This is a genomic window from Massilia aurea, assembly GCF_014200505.1.
Taxonomy (GTDB): Bacteria; Pseudomonadota; Gammaproteobacteria; order Burkholderiales; family Burkholderiaceae_D; genus Telluria; species Telluria aurea_B.
In genome coordinates, this window is record NZ_JACHBX010000004.1 from 517,046 (window position 1) to 537,304 (window position 20,259).

16 protein-coding genes are annotated in these 20,259 nt (G+C 64.3%); 8 read left to right on the forward strand and 8 right to left on the reverse strand.

Going from position 1 to position 20,259, the window contains the following annotated elements:
• Positions 1–11 precede the first annotated feature (11 nt).
• A complete protein-coding gene (locus tag HD842_RS19405; protein WP_183556383.1) occupies positions 12–470 on the forward strand; it encodes a hypothetical protein in 459 nt (152 codons plus the stop codon).
• A gap of 100 nt (positions 471–570) precedes the next feature.
• Here the strand turns inward: HD842_RS19405 and HD842_RS19410 are convergent, their stop codons facing one another.
• On the reverse strand, positions 571–1,734 hold the full coding sequence (locus HD842_RS19410) for a sensor histidine kinase (protein WP_229424834.1): 1,164 nt from the start codon (positions 1,732–1,734) through the stop codon (positions 571–573).
• Positions 1,735–1,985: 251 nt separating this feature from the next.
• On the opposite strand from HD842_RS19410, the gene HD842_RS19415 reads away from it, so the two are divergent.
• On the forward strand, positions 1,986–2,588 hold the full coding sequence (locus HD842_RS19415) for a hypothetical protein (protein ID WP_183556384.1): 603 nt from the start codon (positions 1,986–1,988) through the stop codon (positions 2,586–2,588).
• A 12-nt stretch (positions 2,589–2,600) separates the two neighbouring features.
• Here the strand turns inward: HD842_RS19415 and HD842_RS19420 are convergent, their stop codons facing one another.
• The 4 genes from HD842_RS19420 to HD842_RS19435 all read right to left on the reverse strand — a co-directional run bounded on the left by HD842_RS19420 (position 2,601) and on the right by HD842_RS19435 (position 5,595).
• Positions 2,601–3,638: a ribonuclease Z gene (locus HD842_RS19420; RefSeq protein ID WP_183556385.1), complete on the reverse strand. Its 1,038-nt coding sequence runs from the start codon at positions 3,636–3,638 to the stop codon at positions 2,601–2,603.
• 61 nt (positions 3,639–3,699) lie between these two features.
• Positions 3,700–4,683, reverse strand: coding sequence for an NAD(P)/FAD-dependent oxidoreductase (locus HD842_RS19425; RefSeq protein ID WP_183556386.1), 984 nt, complete (start codon positions 4,681–4,683; stop codon positions 3,700–3,702).
• Complete coding sequence (locus HD842_RS19430) at positions 4,670–5,128, reverse strand: Rrf2 family transcriptional regulator (RefSeq protein ID WP_183556387.1); 459 nt, start codon at positions 5,126–5,128, stop codon at positions 4,670–4,672. The genes HD842_RS19425 and HD842_RS19430 overlap by 14 nt, the downstream gene beginning before the upstream one ends.
• A 59-nt stretch (positions 5,129–5,187) precedes the next feature.
• The gene (locus HD842_RS19435; RefSeq protein ID WP_183556388.1) at positions 5,188–5,595 is read right to left on the reverse strand and encodes a YbaN family protein; all 408 of its coding nucleotides are present in this window, start codon (positions 5,593–5,595) and stop codon (positions 5,188–5,190) included.
• A 278-nt stretch (positions 5,596–5,873) separates the two neighbouring features.
• Between HD842_RS19435 and HD842_RS19440 the strand changes: the two genes are divergently transcribed.
• The gene (locus tag HD842_RS19440; RefSeq protein ID WP_229424835.1) at positions 5,874–7,754 is read left to right on the forward strand and encodes a bifunctional diguanylate cyclase/phosphodiesterase; all 1,881 of its coding nucleotides are present in this window, start codon (positions 5,874–5,876) and stop codon (positions 7,752–7,754) included.
• A gap of 16 nt (positions 7,755–7,770) precedes the next feature.
• On the opposite strand, the gene HD842_RS19445 is transcribed toward HD842_RS19440, so the two are convergent.
• Positions 7,771–10,068, reverse strand: a complete 2,298-nt coding sequence (locus HD842_RS19445) for a CHASE domain-containing protein (RefSeq protein WP_229424836.1) — start codon at positions 10,066–10,068, stop codon at positions 7,771–7,773.
• Between the two features lie 197 nt (positions 10,069–10,265).
• On the opposite strand from HD842_RS19445, the gene HD842_RS19450 reads away from it, so the two are divergent.
• The 4 genes from HD842_RS19450 (at position 10,266) to HD842_RS19465 (ending at position 14,065) form a co-directional block, all read left to right on the forward strand.
• On the forward strand, positions 10,266–10,709 hold the full coding sequence (locus HD842_RS19450) for a hypothetical protein (RefSeq protein ID WP_183556391.1): 444 nt from the start codon (positions 10,266–10,268) through the stop codon (positions 10,707–10,709).
• A 98-nt stretch (positions 10,710–10,807) separates the two neighbouring features.
• Positions 10,808–11,428, forward strand: coding sequence for an LON peptidase substrate-binding domain-containing protein (locus HD842_RS19455; protein WP_183556392.1), 621 nt, complete (start codon positions 10,808–10,810; stop codon positions 11,426–11,428).
• 23 nt (positions 11,429–11,451) lie between these two features.
• Positions 11,452–12,204 carry a hypothetical protein gene (locus HD842_RS19460; RefSeq protein WP_183556393.1) on the forward strand — a complete coding sequence of 251 codons (753 nt, stop codon included), beginning with the start codon at positions 11,452–11,454 and terminating at the stop codon, positions 12,202–12,204.
• A gap of 280 nt (positions 12,205–12,484) precedes the next feature.
• Positions 12,485–14,065 carry a DEAD/DEAH box helicase gene (locus tag HD842_RS19465; RefSeq protein WP_183556394.1) on the forward strand — a complete coding sequence of 527 codons (1,581 nt, stop codon included), beginning with the start codon at positions 12,485–12,487 and terminating at the stop codon, positions 14,063–14,065.
• A 129-nt stretch (positions 14,066–14,194) separates the two neighbouring features.
• Here the strand turns inward: HD842_RS19465 and HD842_RS19470 are convergent, their stop codons facing one another.
• Positions 14,195–15,898, reverse strand: coding sequence for a PAS domain-containing protein (locus HD842_RS19470; RefSeq protein WP_183556395.1), 1,704 nt, complete (start codon positions 15,896–15,898; stop codon positions 14,195–14,197).
• A 216-nt stretch (positions 15,899–16,114) separates the two neighbouring features.
• On the opposite strand from HD842_RS19470, the gene HD842_RS24490 reads away from it, so the two are divergent.
• Complete coding sequence (locus HD842_RS24490; RefSeq protein WP_370660859.1) at positions 16,115–18,133, forward strand: acyltransferase family protein; 2,019 nt, start codon at positions 16,115–16,117, stop codon at positions 18,131–18,133.
• Position 18,134: 1 nt separating this feature from the next.
• Here HD842_RS24490 and HD842_RS19480 read toward each other — a convergent pair whose 3' ends face one another.
• Positions 18,135–20,231, reverse strand: a complete 2,097-nt coding sequence (locus HD842_RS19480) for a DUF7024 domain-containing protein (protein WP_183556396.1) — start codon at positions 20,229–20,231, stop codon at positions 18,135–18,137.
• Between the last annotated feature and the right edge of the window lie 28 nt (positions 20,232–20,259).

Below are 20,259 nucleotides of genomic sequence, written 5' to 3' on the forward strand. Positions count from 1 at the left end.
GGAGAATGAAAATGTCTTTTCTTGCATGTATGGCCTGGATTAAGCGCTGCAATATATTGTTGCTTATTGTAGTCATTGCTATGAGCATATCGTCATCCGCTCACGCCTCGGACCCGATTGAGCGCAGAGTCACTGGTGAATGGCGATTTACTGCTGCGCTTGACGGTGCGGAGATTGCCTCCCTTGACGAGCGCGAGGCACAACAACTGCTTGGCCAGGTTTTTACAATAAAAAAAGAGCAAGTAAAATTTGGAGAAATGGACTGCGGAAAAACGGGATTTGATGCGCACAAGGTCGAACCGCAGCTTCATTTGCGCAAAGAATTTCATGCCAGTTCAAAGGAACTTGGTATGCCCACGCCAGTTACGGTCGTCGACCTGAGCTGTACTTCCGTCTTTATCACCAAGCCAAATCACTTGGTCATTTTTTGGCAGGGTTGGTTTTTTGATGCTGTGCGAGTCAAGAAATAATGAACGATTAGTAGCCTATGCAAGTGCGTCAGAGCCCTGCACAGGCCAGAGATCTATTAATCAAAAAGGGTTAGCTGACAAGCTATCCCTTTTCTTCAACTCAATGCGTCTGTTCAGCAGGCGGAATTCCATCCAGCGCCAGATGCCGCGGCAAATTCATCGTAAAAGCACACCCCACACCCGGAAAATCCTCCACCGACAGCTGACCGCCATTACGCGAGATGCTCTGGCGCGCAATCGACAAGCCCAAGCCAAGCCCCGAGCGATCATCACCACGTTGCGTGAACGGTGAAAACATTTTTTCTGCATTCCCCGCTGGCAAACCACCACAGTGGTCTCGCACAACGATCAGAACACGTTGCCCTTCCGCATACGCTGTCAGTGAGACAGCGGTATGCGCGCAGGTAAACTTCAGCGCGTTATTGAGCAGATTGGCCAGCGCGGCGAGTAACAGATCCCGGTCGCCCTGGATGGCCAGCAGTTTGTCGACGTCAGCGACAACGAGGGCCGAGCCACGCTTGTCAGCTTCAAGCTGCGCCGAATCACGTGCTTCGTGAATGAAATCGGCAAGCGAGAAAATGCCTTTCGGCCCCGCTGCGGCGCCCTCGGCTCGCACATCTTCCAGTGACAGGTTGATCAGGCGCTGCATCGCCGCGTGCCCACGTTTGAGCAAGGCGCCGGTGGCGCCCGAAATGGACAGATGGCCAACTTCCATCGCGGCGACTGCCATGGTGGCCACGCTCAGCGAATTGCGCAGTTCGTGCATCAGGAAACCGAGGCGCTCGTTGGTTTCGGAGGCGTAGCGATCAGAGATGGCACAGTCGCGTTGGAAGGAAAATTCAGTGACTGCACTGGCGATGGCGTTGTCCAGGCAGCGGTTGAGGGTACGAAATTCATCCGCTGAAAACGGTGCATCGCGCTCGATGGCCAGGTCGGTGATCGCCTGGCACAAGTCGCCATAATCGTGCACCACCTGGTCCACCGTGTAATCCAGAGCAAGCAACGCGGCGCCGTGCGCGGCAGCCGTCGCACCCATTTCCGATGCGTCCTTTCTCTCGCCCCCGGAGGCGCCGGAGATAGCCATTGCAGCCGCTGTGTCAATCTTCTCTTCTGCGTATAGCGTTTTCGTCAACTGCTCCAAAAACATGGGTATGCCAGTACGCAGTTGCTCTCTGGATGCGTTCCGTTGCGGGCGCTTGTTCACCTTGTCGATACACCGCTGGATCAGATCATCCGCATTGTTGGACAGGAATTCATACATCATGGTCGGCCTCCCAGGCAAGACGCCTGCAGCCTCCATTGGCATGAGTGCTGTTTTTCAGAACGTTATCCGTCCCATTGTAGGGCCAAATCATCGCAGCACGGCATTTTGTGCAACATTGATATGCCTTATCTGCTTGCAGGAAGGCGCAGGCCGCGACACCGGGAATCTGGTCGAGCGCCATTCATCGGGCATGCAAACCCATGCATAATGACGGATTGGGCCCACGGCCAGATTCCTCTGACAAGATTCGCATGGTCATCCATACCGCCGCAGATACACAGCGTACGCATAATGATATCGACGTCGGCGTGCGTCTGGTCGACGCTCTGCGGCACCACGCGGGCGCTGCCAAGGGCGCGCCTGTCAACTACAAGGACCTGCTCAGGCTGGCCCGTCTTCTGTATCCCAAAGACCTGATCCTCGATCGCGCAGTGCAGGTTGGTATCGGTGCCAAACTCCGGTTCGTCGAGGCATTCTGCGCGGCCCATGGCTTGCCCAATCTCGCGGTCCTTGCCGTCGGGCCAACAACGATGCGGCCGCCTGCGCAGTACGAGGGCGACTGGGACGCTGACCGCCACGCCGTCGCGGCGTTCGACTGGACCACGATCAACGCGCAGCTTGCCGACTATGCCAAGACCGCACGCGCCGCCGTGTCGGCACGCCTGAAGCCGCGCAAGGAACGGCCGGCCGACGTGTCGTGGTACGCCTATTTCTGCTCGCACCGCAAGGAATGTGAGTGGATCGGGAAAGAGGACAAGCAGGAAATCGTCAACCTGATCATGGCCGGCATCGATCCGGATACCGCCATGAAGCGGGTGCAGGTCGCCAGAACCGAATTTGGCGAAACAGCGTAATACGGCGTCAGTTCAACGCGGTTGTCTGTCGGACGTTGACGGCGCCGTCCTGGCGCCGGTGGGCGCTTGCTCCGCGTGCGCCAGGGCGCCGCTGCGGTCCAGCACATAATGATCCAGGTCGCGCGCCAGGATCAGATTGCCGTTGTACTGCGCGCGTGCCTCATCCTCCAGCAGCGCCATCGGCAGCGCGCCATGGTCCTGATAGCGCGGACTGAAATGCGTCAGCACCAGATTGCGCACGCCCGCTTCTTCGGCAAAGCGCGCTACCCGCATTGCTGAAGTGTGCTGCGGACCCGGGCCGATCTTTTGCAGCACGTCTTCGGTATAGGTGGCCTCGTGCACCAGCACGTCCGCGCCATGCGCTGCGGTGGCCAGCAGCTCTGGCCGATCGTTGTCGCCGGCGACGACGATACGCCGCGCGCGGCGTGGCGGCATCAGGTAGTCCGTCGCCTTGATGAAGCGTCCATCGGCCAGCGTCACGTCGCGCCCTTTCTGTAGATCGCCCCACAACGGCGACGCCGGCACGGCATCCGCACGTAATTTCTCCGTGTCCAGGTGGCGCGCCATGGCCGCTTCCGTGAATCCATAGGCCCAGCAGGGAAGGCCGTGTGACAACGCCGTTGCATCCACCGCCAGCTCGGGCATGAGCGGCGCATTGGCCAAGTCACCAGCCGAGTCGCCAGCCAGATCACTCGGCGTCAGCCAGACGAGCGGGAAGGGCAGACTCAGCTGGCTCGCCACCATGATGGCCTCGATCATGCCGCGCAGCGGCGGCGGGCCGACGACCGTCAAGGCGTCGCTGCGGCCCGCCATGGCGGCGCTGGCGAGCAGCCCCGGCAGGCCGTAGCAATGGTCGCCGTGCAGGTGCGTGATGAACACGGCGCGCAGGCTCATGACGGATAGAGGCGTGCGCAGGATGCGGTGCTGCGTGCCTTCGGCGCAATCGACCAGCACCCATTGTTTTGCACCGCGCAGGCGCAGCGCCAGGCCCGACATATTGCGTTGCCGGGTCGGCGTGCCGGCCGACGTCCCCAGGACAATGATTTCCATAAGCGGTTCCCGTGAAGTGACGTTGCCATTATCCGTCACGCCAACGCAAACGGGCAGAAGCTTATTCGCGGGTGACCGCAGGCGCCGACGATGCCACGGCAGGCATCATCGGTGCCGCAAACGGCGTCACGCCAAACAGCAGCGAGCGATGCGCGCCGACGCCCGCCATGGCGCCATCGGCCACCGAGAGCGCCACCGTGCTGGCGGCGCGCATGGCGTCACCAGCGGCGAACACGGCGGGCACCGTGGTCTGCCGGCTGTCGTCCGTGCGAATGAACGGTCCCAGCGGCCCCTGATCGAATGCGCAACCGAGTTGCTCCGCAATCGGGCTGGTCATGTGCACGCGCCCGTAGGTGAAGAGGCCCGTCATGATTTCCTGGCGCCCGTCTTCCAGCACGACCGTAGCGACATTGACCAGCCGGCGCACCGGTGTCTCGTCGATCTCCACGCCGCGTGCCTGCAGGTCGGCCCGTTGCGCGTCGTCCAGCGGGCACACCCCGTTGGTGAACAACGTCACCTGGCCCCAGTGCGGCAGCATCTGCGCCTGGTGCACCGACAGCGGGCCGCTGGCCAGTACGCCGATGCGGCCTTCGTTCAGTTCGTAGCCGTGGCAGTACGGGCAGTGGAACACACTCTTGCCCCAGCGCTCGGCCAGGCCGTCGATGGGGGGCAGGTCGTCGCGCACGCCGGTGGCCAGCACGAGGCGTGCAGCGCGCACGGTGTCGGCGCCATCGAGTTCGACGATGAACCCATCGCCATCCTGGCGGGCCGAGGTCGCCGTGCCGTCGTGCCAGTCCACGTTGGGATAGGCGGCGACGTTGGCGCGGCCCTCGGCGGCGATGTCGGCGGCCGGCTGGCCGTCGCGTGTCAGAAAGCCGTGCGAATTGGCGGCGTAGCGGTTGCGGCGCTGGCCCGCGTCGACCACCAGGATGCGGCGCCGTGCGCGCGCCAGTTGCAGCGCGGCCGACAGGCCGGCGTAGCTGCCGCCGATGATGATGGCGTCGTAGGGCAATGGTGATGCCGGTGTCGGGTCAGTCGTGTTCATGCTTGGGCCTCGTATGAAGGTGATTGTCGTAACGTCCGTTGAAGTCGCGCGACAGGTCGGCCAGGCTCACCTGGCCGAGGCGCTCGACCAGCAGTGCCTCGGCATCGGCAAACGCGCTTTCGAGCGAGGCATTCACGACGCGCTCGACCAGGCATTCGCTGTGCTCGTTGCGGTTGCCCATTGCGAACACAGTGGGCGCGCCGACGGCATCGTAGACATCGCGCAGCGTGACCTGGGCCAGGTCGCACGTCACGGTCCAGCCGCCGCCATGGCCGCGCTCGGAGCTGATGTAGCCGCGTTCGCGCAGGCCGGCCAGCACGCGCCGCACCAATACTGGGTTGGTGCCGAGCATGGCGGCCATCTGCTCCGAGGTCATCGGGCGGTCACTGTAGGCCAGGTGCAGCAGCACGTGGAGGACGGAAGAGAGTTTGCTGTCGCGTTTCATGTAACTAATGATAGTACAAAAACGGGCAGCAGATCGTGATGCGCTGGAAAAGCAGCGATTTACGGCAGCTCGGTGGGGGAAACGATGGGCTTGGTGGGAGTAGAAGGCAGCTTCAGGGTCGGCAGATACCACCACATATACGTGCTCACGCAGGCGCCGATCACGCCCATCATGATCAGGATCGCGATGCTGTCGAAGTGCCGCGATGACCATGCCATCGAGCCCCACAGCATCACCGTCGCCACGATCTTGCCCTTGAGCGGGATGCCGTGGCCGGCCTCGAAATTGGCGATGTACTTGCCGAATACCCGGTGCCCGATCAGCCAGCGGTGCAGGCGCACCGAGCCACGCGCGAAGCAGGCCGAGGCCAGCAGCAGGAAGGGTGTCGTCGGCAGCAGCGGCAGGAAGATGCCGAGGATGCCCAGCAGTACAGCCAGCACGCCGAGGACGTTATAGAAAACTTTCATGGCGTTACTCTAGCACCCTCGGATCAAACTTGTCGAAATGACTACCCGGTATGCATTCTTTGCAACTCGGTCGCATGACGCGTGGTTGAACCGTATATTGTTACACAACTTTAAATTCCCATTTGCAACTTTTAACGCAGAAGTCAGTATAATGTCCAGTCCAACGACGGGCGCGTTTATTTGGCAGGACCAGGAATTGTTTTGACGCCCGGCTATCCATTCCATGTGCTGTCCATCTGTTGCCTGGCTCGATCCGGCCGTCTTCCATGCCTTATCCCATGTCGTCCCACTCTTCCGTGGCCGTGTTCGGCGGCTACGTCAAGCGCCGCGTGCTGCGCCACCTGCTGCTGTACCTGGCGCTCATGCTGCTAGTCGTCTGGGGCCTGGTCGCCGTCGAACAGGCGCGCTTTGCCGAGCTGGCCGAAGCCGGCGGCAAGAGCAATGTCCAGAACCTGTCGCGCGCGTTTTCGGAAGAGGTCAAGGCCACCGTCGGGCTGATCGATTTGTCGCTGGTCCAGCTGCGCGGTACGTGGCAGCGCGACCCGGCTGATTTCGCCCAGGGCGTGGCCGAACACGCGCGCCATCTGCGCATGCCCATCCATTTCACCGTCACCGATGCGGGTGGCCGTCTGCTGTACACGAATGATGGTGCGGGCCCGCCAGGGCTGGCGCTGGGAGAGTTGCCCGAGTTCGCCATCCACCGCACGCAGGCCGGCGACCGGTTGTATGTCGGCCGCCCCGAGAGACATCGTGTCAGCGGGCAGTGGTCGGTCCAGTTTACGCGCCCGATCCGCGATGCCGGCGGGCGCCTGACGGGCGTGATTGCTGCTGCGGTGCCGCCGTCGTATTTCCTGCGCTTTTACAACAGTATCGATCTGGGGCCGGATGCCGCTGTCAGCCTGATGCGCCTGGATGGCACCATCATCGCGCGCAGCTCGCTCCCGGACGGCGAACGTTATATGGGCGTCAACATGGCGCAGGCGCCGCATATTCGCGCCAAAGGTATCAGCGGCATGTTCCGCAAGGTCAGCGTACTCGACGGTATCGACCGTATCTTTGCCTGGTACAAGATGCCGGATTACGGCCTGGTGGTCACGGTCGGCCAGGCCGTCCACGACGCCGAGGCGCGCTTCACCCAGCAAAGCGCGATGATGCGCAATGTGGGCGTGGTCGTCTCGCTCGTGCTGGGTCTGCTGGGGTGGGCGGCAATCGGCGCTGCCGACCGACGCCGGCGCGCGCTCAGGGCGCTGGCGGCGGCCGAGGCGCGCTGGAAGCTGGCGCTGAACGCTGCCGGCGATGGCGTCTGGGATTGCGACATCACGCAAGGCACGGCGCTGCTCTCGCCCAGTGCGCAGCGCATCCTCGACAGCGAACATGCGACCGTCTCGTGGTTTGGCAGCAATGGCCTGGCCGAGCTGGTGCATCCGGACGAATTCGGGGCCGTGCGCGCAGCCTTGCGCGACCATATCGAGGGCATCACGCCCGACTACGCGATGGTGCACCGGATCCGCATGCGCGATGGCAGCTGGCGCTGGATCGAGGCACGTGGCACCGTTACCGAGCGGGGCGAGCGCAATGAACCGCTGCGCATGGTTGGCACCTTCTCGAACATTGACGCGCGCAAGCAGGAAGAAGAGCGCATGCGGCGCATGGCGCATGAAGACCCGCTGACCAAGCTGCCCAACCGCGTGCTGCTCGACGACCGCATGCGCCAGGCGATCCGGGTTGCGGCGCGCGACGGCCACAAGGTGGGCCTGATCTATTTTGACCTCGACAAGTTCAAGCCAGTCAACGACACCTACGGCCACGCGGTGGGCGATCGTCTGCTGTGCATGGTGGCCGAGCGCGTGCGCGGGGTGCTGCGTGAATCGGACACGCTTGCGCGGGTGGGCGGCGACGAATTCGCCGTGCTGCTGCCGCGCTGCGCGCAGGCCCAGGACACCGAGCGCGTGGCCGCCGCCATCCTGGCCTGCCTGGAGCAACCGTTCATCGACGGCCCGCGCGAACTGAATATCTCCGGCAGCATTGGTTACGCCATGTATCCCGATTGCGGCGACGATGGCGAAGTGCTGCTGCACTGCGCCGACCTGGCGATGTACGACGCCAAGGCGCACGGGCGCAACCGGATCTCGGGCAGCTACCGCACCCGCGTCGGCTGACAGCCGGCGGCCGGCATCACAGCAGCGCGCCCATGTCTGGCGCCGCCTGCGTCGGCAGCGCATGCGCCGTGTGGCGCGGCAGGTAGATCGTTACCGTGGTGCCGGCACCCGGCTTGCTCGCCAGCCGGATCTGCCCGCCGCTCTGGCGCACGAAGCCGTGCGCCATCGACAGTCCCAGTCCCGTGCCTTTGCCTTCCGGCTTGGTGGTGAAGAATGGCTCGAATGCGTGCTCCATCACCTCGGGCGGCATGCCGTGGCCCGTGTCGGCTACCGTGATCATCACGTAGTCGCCCGGCGCCAGCTCGGCATCGAGCTGGCCGGCGGCGGTGCTGATCGTCACGTTCTCCAGGCGCAGCGCGATGTGGCCGCCGCCTTCCATTGCATCGCGTGCATTGATGATCAGGTTGAGCAGCACATGCTCGAGCTGGTTCGGGTCGACCAGCGTCGGCCACAGGTCGGGCGCACTGCTGCGCTCGAGCTTGACGGCATCGCTGGCGGCGCGCTGCAGCAGGCTGTCGCTACGGTCGAGCAGCTCGGCCACGTTGACCACGCTCGGGTGCAGCGGCTGGCGCCGTGCGAACGCGAGCAGCTGGCCGGCCAGCTTCGAGCCGCGTTCGACCGCATCGAGCACGTTGTGCAGGCGCTTGCGCGTGGGCGGGCCATCGGCGCGCAGCATCAGCTGCACGTTGGCGCTGATGATGTGCAGGATATTGTTGAAGTCGTGCGCCACGCCGCCCGTCAGCTTGCCCACCGCTTCGAGCTTTTGCGCACGGTGCAGTGCCATGCGCGCTTCGACCAGGCGCGCCTGGCGCTGCAGTTCGCGTTCCTCGGCGGCGCGGCGCGACGTGATGTCGCGCACGAACACGGTGGCGCCGGCGCCGTCCGACGGCGGCAACAGCGCCACCGCCAGTTCGACCGGCACGCGCCGGCCGCTCGTGTGCAGCACCTCGGTTTCGGCCGGCTGGCCCGGCAGCGGGCCCACGCCACTTTTGGCAAACGCATCGAACGCGTTGCGGAAGGCTGCATGGCCTTCGGCAGGCAGCAATTCCTCGGCCGGGCGGCCGATGGCGTCTTCGGCTTCCATGCCGAAGATCTGCGACGCCTGCGCGTTCCAGTCGGTCACGCGCCCCTGGCGGTCGAGCGCGACAAAGCCGTCGTAGGCAGTTTCGAGGATCACGCGGGTACGGCGGCCGTCAGCGGCGATGCGATCGTGCGACTCGCGCAATTCGAGCGTCATGGCATGCGCCAGTTCCAGCGCGCGCCGGCGCGAGCTGGCCAGCAGCCAGACGATCAGGCTGGCAAGTGCACCGAGCACGACGCCGGCGATGGCGATCATGCGCGGGCGGGCGGTGTCGAGCGTGGCTTCCAGCGTGGTGCCGGAACCCATCCGCACGGTCCAGACGCGGCCCGCGATCATCATCCGGGTGGTCGTGGACAGGCGCGGCGCCGTGTGCGTGGCGACGCCGGCCGACTCGTACAGCAGCGTGGCCGGTGAGCTGGTGTCGCCATCGTGGATCGTGACGTCGAGGTCCAGCGCGCTCACGCCGCCCACGCGGCGCATCAGGTCATTCATGCGAAACGGCGCATAGATCCAGCCGGTCAGCGCGGCGCGGCGCTGTGCGGTGTCGTCGGTCAGGCGGCCCGTGCGATACACGGGCAGGTACATCAGCACCCCGGATTCGGCGCTGCCATCGTCTTCCTGCACCAGCACCACCTTGCCGCTCAGGGTCGCCTGACCGCTGTCGCGCGCTGCCAGCAGGGCCGCGCGGCGCGCCGGTTCGCTGGCCATGTCGAAACCGAACGCGCGCAGGTTGCGCGCATTGAACGGCTCGATGTGCGAGATCACCGCGAGCAGCGCGCCCGACGCCGGGTCGCCCGGCGCTGGTTGAACACGGTAATCGGGAAAGCCATCGGCGCGCACCTGCGCCTCGTGCGCCGCCACGTCGCCGGGCGCCAGCCGCGTGGCGATGCCGAGCGCGCCGATGCCGGGGAAATTCTGCACCAGGTCCAGGCTCTGGTAATACTCGCCGAACACGGCGCGCGGCAGGTCGACCGAGCCGCGCAGGAACCCGCGCGCGCTTTGCAGCACCTGCTCGTAGACGAGCATGCGCCGGCTGATGTTGTAGGTCATCGCGCGGGTGCGATAATCGAAGGCTTCGCGCAGCTGCGCCTCGGCACTGCGCTGCGCGCTCGCCCAGGCCGCCCAGGTCACCAGCAGCGTCAGCACGAACACCAGCAGCGCCATCAACAGTGGCGCGTGGCCGGCGGCGGGCGGCGGCGGTGAGGCAGGAGGGCGGAGAGGGGTGTGCTGCATGTCCTTGTGTAGTGCAGCCGTGGTGGCGCAGTAGATGGGAGCGGTAGGGTCACCACAGGATACGCACCCTCGCATTCATGGGGCGCACGCAACTTTGCTAATTTGTTAATGAGCTGCCAATCGGGCTCGTCGCTGTTAATTTATTTTATGAAACATTCTAGCCGGAATCTTCTTTGTTGTAAGTATGCGGGTGCGGTATGAGGCAATTCCTGTATCGCTATCTGCCATTGACGGTGCTGGCTGCAGTGCTTGGCCTGGTCGTGCTGTGGAGCATGCTGGCGCCGGTCAAGGGCCGCAGTCACCAGTTACTCCTGGCGTTTCCACCCGGCGTGACGGTCAGTGGCATGGCCGTCCCTGGCGAAATCCGCCTGACGCGTGGCGTGCAGGATGTGCTGCTTCTACGCAACAGCGACCGGGTGCCGATCGTATTCGGTCCGCTCAAGATCGCGCCCGGGCGCGACGTGCGCCTGCCATTCAGTGACGAGGGCGTGTTCGAGTACGTGTGCCCGCCGGTGCTGGGCAAGGTGGTGCGCGTGCGCGTGGTGACCGCACCCGGCCCCGGCTGGGCGCGCCTGGTCTGGCGCCTGGGCAGCCTGCGCCAGTGGGTGCGCTACCTGCCGCTGCGCTCGCCGCAGGACTGATGAGCTGCGGCGGGGCCCCAAAGGCAGGGTGATCCGCAGCAGCCGTGGGCCCGGGCAATCGTGTCCCGTGTTGGCGACGATTCTGTCATCATGAACCCATGTCGACGATTTCCATGCCACTGTTCCCGCTCAGTACGGTGCTGTTTCCGGACGGGGTGCTGCCGCTGCAGGTGTTCGAGGTACGCTACCTCGACATGATCAGCCGTTGCATCGTCGACGGCACGCCGTTCGGCGTCGTTTTGCTCACCAGCGGCCACGAGGTGCGCAAAGCCGATGCCCAGCAAGAGCGCTTCGTGGCCGCCGGCACCATCGCCTCGGTTACCGAAACCACCGCCGAAACCCCGGGCCTGCTGCAAGTGCTGTGCCGTGGCGGGGCGCGTTTCAATGTCGTTACTGCCGAGCAGCGTGTCAACGGGCTGTGGGTGGCCGAAGCCGAACTGGCCGAAGATGACCAGATCGTGCGCATTCCGTCCGAGCTGCAGGGCGCCGCCGATGCGCTCGACCGCGTGCTCAATTCGCTGCACGAAGTCCCGCAGCACCGCTGGCCGGTGCAGCCGCCGTTCCGGCTGGACGACTGTGGCTGGGTCGCCAATCGCTGGTGTGAGCTATTGCCATTGCCCAACCAGCAAAAGCACAATATGCTGATGCTTGATAACCCCGTGATCCGGCTTGAACTGCTGCACGATGTCCTCGACGAACATGGGTTGATCACTTCCTAGCCGCTCATCGGGGTTCAGCCAGCATGACATTCTCGGACGACCTGCTCATTGCGTACATCAACGGCGACCTTGCCGAGCCGGCGCGTGCGGCGGTCGAACGGGCTGCGCGGGCCGATCCGGTCCTGGCGGCGCGCGTGGCGCAGCATCGGGCCGAACTGCGCAGCGGGGACGGGCGCAGCATCGGGGTCTCGGCCAATGGCCACGATGGCGGTCCCAGCGCGCAGCGCGCGGTGCCGCACGGGGCCAAGGTGGTACACCTGAACAGCCTGCGCCCCGGGCGCCCGATGCCGATGCCGCAAGCGCCCGCGCCCAACCGCGTCGTCGGCCTGCACTGGGTGACGCTGGCTGCGGCGTTGCTCGGCAGCGCCATACTGGGCGCGGTCGGCTGGCATCACCTGGGGCAGGGCACCGGCGTGGCCGTGCTCGACCATGACAATGGCGTGCTGATCGCGCGCGGTGCGCTGGTGACGGCCCTGGCCGAGCAACTGGCCACGCCGGGCCCGTCCGACAGCGGCGTGCGCATCGGGATCACGTTCGTGGCCAAGGATGGCGGCTATTGCCGCAGCTTCGTGGTCGACACCACCGCCGGCCTGGCCTGCCTGCGCCGTGGGCGCTGGACGATTCCGGTCCTGTCCCAGGGCACGGCCGGCGCCGCCTGGCTCGACGGCAGCATTCCGCCGCCTGCCGTGCGCGCCGCCATCGAGGCCCGCATCGCCGGCAATGCGCTCGACCCGGCCGCCGAACGCGCCGCCCAGCAACGCGGCTGGATCCGGTGAGGATGGTCCCGCCGCGCGCTGCACGCTTCCTGCTGTTTCTTCTGATAAACTGCTTAAAAAAGTGGCGGGCATATACAGGGTTGCCGATTTCGGGTATCTTGTCACCCGCTAAAAGTGTCTCTACGTCCGCTTTCTCCGGCCCGCTTGCAGGCCAATCTTCCGGTCCCGCCGCCTTGCGCCGGCGTCCGGTTTCCGTTGTCACCCCTCGCTGCGTACTGCCGATCGCGATGGGCCAACCTGCCCGATCGTAGAGCTGAACGAATGATTTCCCGAAAAAACTATGTCTGATACCCCGAACAATACCGAAGTCGCTGTCACGCCAGACGTGGACGTGCTGGTCGCTGCCGACGCCGTCCCGGTCGTGCGCTTTGCCGATTTCGGCCTGGCGCCGGAAATCCTGCGCGCGCTGACGGACCAGGGCTATGTGCACCCGACGCCGATCCAGGCCGAAGCCATTCCTGTCGTGCTGCAGGGCCGTGACGTCATGGGCGCGGCCCAGACCGGCACCGGCAAGACGGCCGGCTTCTCGCTGCCGATCATCCAGCTGCTGATGCAGCATGCCAACCCGAGCATGTCGCCGGCGCGCCACCCGGTGCGCGCGCTGATCCTCGTGCCGACCCGCGAACTGGCGGTGCAGGTCGCCGAAAACGTCAAGGCCTACGCCAAGCACACGCCGCTGCGCGCCACCGTCGTCTTTGGCGGCATGGACATGAAGCCGCAGACCGAAATCCTGCGCGGTGGCGTCGAGATCGTCATCGCCACGCCGGGTCGCCTGCTGGACCACATCGAGCAAAAGAACGTCAGCCTCGGCCAGGTGCAGATGCTGGTGATGGACGAAGCCGACCGCATGCTCGACATGGGCTTTTTGCCCGACCTGCAGCGCATCATCAACCTGCTGCCGAAGCAGCGCCAGAACCTGATGTTCTCGGCCACGTTCTCGCCCGAGATCAAAAAGCTGGCCAACACCTTCCTGAACAATCCGCTGACCATCGAAGTCGCGCGCAGCAATGCCACCGCCGACAAGGTCACGCAGATCGTCTACAAGGTCGAAGAAGGCCAGAAGAGCGATGTCGTCGAGCACCTGATCCGCTCGCGCAACCTCAAGCAGGTGATCATCTTCTCGAACACCAAGATCGGCGCCTCGCGCCTGTCGACGCACCTCGAAAAGCGTGGCATCAAGGCCTCGGCGATCCACGGCGACAAGACGCAGCAGGAGCGCATGGCCGCCCTGGACGCGTTCAAGGATGGCGGTGTCGAAGTGCTGGTCGCGACCGACGTCGCCGCCCGCGGCCTGGACATCACCGACCTGCCGGCCGTGATCAACTACGACCTGCCGTACAACGCTGAAGACTACGTGCACCGGATCGGCCGCACCGGCCGCGCGGGCGCTTCGGGCGATGCGCTGTCGGTGTATTCCGAAAAAGACGAGCGCCTGCTGCTCGACATCGAAAAGCTGATCAAGCAGACGATCACGCGCGGCACGCTCGACGGGTTCGTTGCGCCGGCCAGCCGTGGCCGTGATGCTGCTGGTGGTCGCGAATTTGGCCGCGATTCGGGCCGAGAGTCCGCCCGTCCACCACGCGACGCCAGCCGAGAATTCGTGCGCGATGGCAGCCGCGATGCAGCAGCGCCACGCGATACCGAACGGGGGCCGCGCCGCGACGCCGAAGCCGGCCGTGGCGCGCCACGCACGCCGCGCACCGGACCCGGCCCGGGTTCGCGCCGTGAGCGCATCGATCCATGGTTCCTGAAGCCTTACGAGCCAACCAGCAGCCCGCGCAAGGAGCCCGATCCGGTCAACGCACCGGCCAAACCGGGCAAGCAGAAGCTGGCGTTCCTGCTGGGCGGCGGGCCGAAGTAACCATTGGTTCGCGTGGACGGGTTCAACGAACATTACATGAATCTGAACGCGTGGACGGCATAGCCGTCCACCCTACCGCTGCATTACCGTAGGGTGGACGGGTTTCCCGTCCACGCGTTCAAACCAACGTCAAGGCGCGCGCTTCAACGCCGCCTTGATCCGGTCCAGCAAGTCCTGATGCTGGTACGGCTTGGCCAGCACGTTCAGGCCGTCGCTGCGCATGTCCGAGCCCGGCAATTGTTCCATATAGCCGGTCGTGACCAGCACCGGCATCTCGGGCAGCCGGGCGTGCACGCGCTCGATCAGCTCCAGTCCGTTCATTCCTCCCGGCATGATCACATCGGTGAACAGCAGGTCAAACCCCTGGTCGGCATCGAGAATCTCGAGCGCGCGCTCGCCGCTGGGCGCGGCCACCACGTCATACTCCGCCATCTGCAGCATCGCCTCGGCCAGTTCGCGCACGTCGACATTGTCTTCGACCACCAGGATGCGGCAGCGTCGCTTGCCATCGGCGCCGGGTCCCTGCGCCGTTGTGCTCGCATCCTCAGTGCCCTCGGCCTGATCTGCCACGCGGAAGATCATGCGCACCTGTGTGCCGCGCCCCGGTTCGCTGTCGATGTCCAGGCGGCCATGCGACTGCTGCACGAAACCGTGGACCATCGCCAGGCCCAGCCCCGTGCCCGGTCCCTTGGTGGTGAAGAACGGCTCGGTCGCGCGGCGCCGCACGTCGGGCGTCATGCCCTGGCCTTCGTCGACCACGCAGATGCAGACATAGTCGCCGGCGCGCAGGCCCAGCTGGCGGCGCCGCTCTTCGGACAGCACGGTGGTGCCAACCTTCACGCCGCCGCCACCCGGCATCGCATCGCGTGCATTGAGCACCACGTTGAGCAGCGCCATTTCGAGGTTGGTCGGATCGATCGTGCAGGCCGGCAAGCCCGGCTTGAGGTCGAGCTGCAGGTTGATCTTGTCGCCCAGCGTACGCACCAGCATGTCGGAAAACTCGACCACGAGGCTATTGAGGCTCAGGCGCTTCGGCTCGAGCCGCTGCTTGCGTGCAAAGGTCAGCAGTTGCTGGGTGAGCTTGGCCGCCTGCATCGTCGCGCGCTGGGCGCGGCGGATCGGCTCGAGCGCCTTGTGCTGGCGCTCGGTGCCCAAGAGGGCCACGTCCAGGTTGCCGTTGATGACTTGCAGCAGGTTATTGAAATCGTGCGCCATGCCAGCCGACAGCTGGCCGATTGCTTCCATCTTCTGCGCCTGCAGGAACGATTCCTGGGTCGTACGGCGCTCGGTGATGTCCATCTGCGAGGCGAAGAAAAACAGCAGCTGTCCTTCCTTATCGAAGATCGGACCGAAGAACAGCGCATTCCAGAACGGCGTGCCGTCAGCCTTGTAGTTCAGCAGGTCGACCGCCACCGCGCGCGCCTCGGCGACGGCCTGGCGCAGCTCGGCCACGGTGTTGCGGTCGGTGTCGGGGCCCTGCAGGAAGCGGCAGTTGCGCCCGAGGATGTCTTCTTGCGTGTAACCTGTCAGGTCTTCGAACGCGCCGTTGGCGAACACGATCGGATTGTCGGGCTGGCGCGGGTCGGTGATCAGCATCGGCATGCGGGTCATTTCCACGGCCGCGAAGAAGATATTGCCGCGCTCGTCCAGGCCGCCATGCTCGATATAGCTGGCCTGCCAGTGGTTCACACCGGGATTGTCCTCGGGCGGGCCCATCGGGTTGACGGCATTGCCCTCGACCTGGCCGGCGGCCGGTACGCCGCGGCTCTGGCCGCCTCCTTGCACATCGAGGTCTTTCTTGAGCGTGTCGTCCTTGGGTGGTCCGAGTACCATGCGTTTCCTTGAGCGTGGGAGGCCAAGATGCTGAAGACGCATCTCGGAGTATGGCAATTAATATAACTGTCGGATAGCAGAGGATTCCGTTCGTGAGCGCACAAAAACGTTCACCTTGGGGGCTCATGCAGGCAAATACCTTTCGGTAACAAGCACCCCATGCGATAATCTTGCCTTAAAGCTATTTTCTGACCTGCATTTTCTCTCGGAGTTCTCGTGCACACTGATCGTCAGGCAATCGTCGCTGCTCAACATTCGCCGTATCGCGCAGACATTGATGGCATGCGCGGCATTGCAGTGGCCATCGTCGTCCTGTTCCATGCTTTCCCCACACTGATCCCTGGCGGCTTCATTGGCGTCGATATCTTCTTCGTGATTTCCGGCTATCTGATTTCGACGATTCTGATCACCGAATTCGAGACCAGGACGTTCAGCTACGGGCATTTCTATGCGCGCCGCGCCAGGCGCATCTTCCCGGCCCTGATCCTGGTGATGGGTGCGACGCTGGCCTTTGGCTGGGTCGCACTGTTCCCGGACGAATTCAAGATGCTGGGCAAGCACATCGTCGGCGGCTCGACCTTCCTGTCGAATGTGTTCCTGTGGTTTGAAGTCGGCTATTTCGACACTGCCGCCGAAACCAAGCCGCTGCTGCACCTCTGGTCGCTGGGTATCGAAGAGCAGTTCTATATTTTCTGGCCGATCCTGCTGGCACTGGCGTTCCGCTTCCGCGCCAATCTGTTCTGGCTGACGATGACGCTGCTGGCGCTGTCGTTCCTGGTCAATGTCGGCGGTATCCGTCACTTCCCGAGCGCGACGTTCTATTCCATTGCAAGCCGCGCCTGGGAATTGCTGATTGGCGCCATGCTGGCCTGTTTGTCGCTGCAGGAAGTCTCGGTGTTTTTCGGAGGCATGCGCCGGCCTGCCGCCGACGGCAGCGGGATGCAAACCCAGCCCTTGTTCGATTCGAACAGTCCGGGCGGCCGCAATGCGCTGTCGTTCGCCGGTCTGGCACTGATCGTCCTGGCGTGCGTCCTGGTGCGCGGCGGTAAAGGGTTTCCGGGCTGGTGGGCACTGCTGCCAACGCTGGGCGCCGGCTGCCTGATTGCCGCCGGGCCGCAGGCCTGGGTCAACCGCGTCATTCTCTCGAACCGTGTACTGGTCTGGGTCGGCCTGATCAGCTACCCCTTGTACCTGTGGCACTGGCCGTTGCTGTCGTACGCGCAGATCGTCGAGTCGGGCGTGCCGGCGCGGGAGATCCGGATGGCGGCCGTGGCAGGCGCCATCGTGCTCGCATGGCTGACGTACAAGCTTGTGGAGCAGCCGATCCGTCGGCGCGGGGCACGCCATCCGGCAGTGGCGATCGTCCTGGCCATCCTGGTCGTGGTGGTCGGCGCCGCTGGCGCATGGGTGTACAAGAACGATGGCATGCCGGCACGCGCAGGCATTGTCGAGAATGCGAACTTCCAGAAAGCGCTGATTCTGGTGGAAGACGTCGCGAATGCGGCAGCATGCAAGAAGCGCTACGGCTTCGACACAATTTATGAGTACTGCCTGATGGCGCACGTCGATGATGCGCCAACGATTGCCATGGTTGGCGACAGTCACGCCTATCACGTCGTTGCCGGTCTGATGAAATACTATACCGGGCAGGGCGAGAATCTCGTGTATTTCGGTACCCGGATTCCTTACATCGGCGTGCAGCCAGGCTTGAATGATCCTTATCAGGAAGCCACGGCCCAGATGCTGGAGCTGGTCCTGTCGACCAGGAGTATCAAGACCGTCATCATCTCCACGATCCTGAAGCACAATGACGAATCCCCCGAGGGCAGGCTGCTGATCGAGCAATTCCGCACCACGTTGCAGCAGTTGCGCGACGCGGGCAAGGAAGTCATTTATTTGTACGATGTGCCGACGCTGAACTTTGACCCACGGTCCTGCATCAAACGGGCTGGAATACCAAGTTCGACCACGAATCGCGATTGCGCCATGGACGTCGCTGATTTCAACAAGGCGGTCCAGGGGCACAACAAGATCGTTGCATCGGTGCTGCAGGCATTCCCGTCTGTCCTGACCTTTGAACCAGCCAGGTACTTGTGTGACGAACAGCATTGCCTGGCCAAGCGCGACAACAAACTGCTGTATCGCGACACCAACCATCTTTCCTACGATGGTGACCTGTATGTCGGCGCAAAATTCGCCGAGGAGCAGCAGGCCAGGGCGCTGCAGCGCCGGTAGGTCAGTCCGACGCTGGCGCTTCGATCGTCAGCGTCGACAGGGCGATCCCCAGCATGCGGGTGTCGACCGAAAGGCCATCTTCGCTTGGGCGTTGCGGGTGCGGTACCTCGATCTCCAGCGTCCGCTGCATGCCGTCGGTCTCGAGCTGCAGTACGACTTCGCGCGGATCATTTCCAAGCTCGAAGGTGGCGCTGGCGCTGCCGGCGCGTGCGATGAATGACTGGTTGATATTGGCGCCAAAAGCATTGGCCTTGAGGATCAGGGTTGCGTGGGGCGGCAGCGGACGGTCGAGGTGCAGCCGCACCACCTTGCCTTCTGACCAGCGCCCCCAGCTCTCCGCACTGGGCAGGCCGTCGGCTGCCTGCACCAGACCATTGCCAAAGGGCGCGCTGAACGCAAATGTCGCCACCAGGCGCCGGTTGCTGTGGGGCAGGCGAACCACCTGCCAATCGCTGCCGGCGCTCACTGCCTGGAGTCCCGGCGGAATGGCGCGCGCGCCCGAGACCACGAGCCAACGGCTGCTTGAGGCCAGCTTGTAGGCTTCCACCGGGGCCGCCGGAGGCAGATTGATCAGCAATGCATCCGGAGCGTCCATTTGAAACTGTACCCGGAACAGGTCGGCGTCGGTTGCCACGATCGTGACGGCACCCAGTTCATCGACAGGGATCACGGCGCGCGCGGCGCGTCCTGCGCTGTCCGCGGCGGCCGCGGCGGCCAGGCCCCTCAGATACACACCGGTTCCATGGCCAGCACGCAGCAGTATCAACGGCAATATCACGCAGACGAACAGCAACGTCGCTGCTCGCGGGCGCATCACCCACAGCCCCAGCACCACCAGGCCAAGCGCGAACAGCAGGTGTTCCGCGCTCTGCATCGTTGCCAGCATCGTGAATTCGGGGCCGTCGGTGATGCGCATCGCATAGCCTGGCAGCAGGAACCAGCCTGCCAGCATCAGCCCTGCCACGACCAGTGCCACGAGCAGGCGTGGCAGCCTCGTGCCTGGCGCGCGCGCCTGCCGGTCAGGCGCGCCCACCGTTGGTGCGAGCGCCGCCAGCAGCAGGAGCGGCAGGGCAAAGCTGTAATAACGCGAATGGAGGCGAATGCCCTCGTCCGGGCCGGCCGAAGCGATCGTCGCGGTATACAGTGCGGCCACGCCCACCGCCGAACCGAACATCAGGAACGCATAGAGCCACAGCCTGGTCAGCCTGCTGTCGGCGCTGCGCGCATGACGATCAAGAACGAACTGCAATAGCACTGCCAGTGGCAAACCGACGACCACCGCCAGCGCCATCAGGTGGCCGCGTGCGCTGATCCACAACGGCGCGGCCAGCTGCAGCAGGGAATGCTGGGCTGCCGAGCTGGCGCCGGATTTGTAGAAGCTGCCGAACAGCGACACGCCTGCTGCGCCGGCGAACAGGTAGCCGAGTCCGAACTTGACGGCAAAGAAGGTAGCGATCGCCATCAGCGCCGCGACCAGGCCTTGCACGGCCAACAGCCGGCCGTCGCGTGCGCGGCTGTCGGCAAACACGAACAATGCCAGGGCCGGCAATAAAAACAGGGCGTGCACTTTCACCAGGCTCATCAGGCCGAGGATGATGCCGCCGAGCGCGCCGCGGCGCCATGCCGTCCAGTGTCCCGTGCCCAGGACTGCCCAACCGAGCACTGCGAAACCGAAGAAGAACATTGCCTCGGGCATGAAGAACGCCGTGTACAGATTCAGCGGGGCGAGCAATGCGAGCAGGGCCAGCGCGCAGGCCGGGCCGGGCGCGATGAAACGCCGTGCCGTCAAATACAGGAACGGTGCGGCGGCGATGAACAGAAGGGTATTGCCAATGCGCGCGCAATCGAGGAAACCGGCGCCGCATGGATTGGTTGCGCTGAATGCCCACAGGTAGAGATACGAAGGAAGGATCGCATCGGACAAGGGCGTCAGGCGCGCCAGTTTGCTGTAGTACCACTCGTCGGCGAACACGCCTGGATACAGGCCCAGCATGCGCTGCAGCAGGAACCAGCCGATGCCGGCCATACCCAGACACAGCAACACGTTCCAGCGGTGCAGGTGTGGACCGGCAAGCGGCAGGGGAGAAGACTTTGGCATGCGTTGTTTCATTGGCAAACTGGGGGTG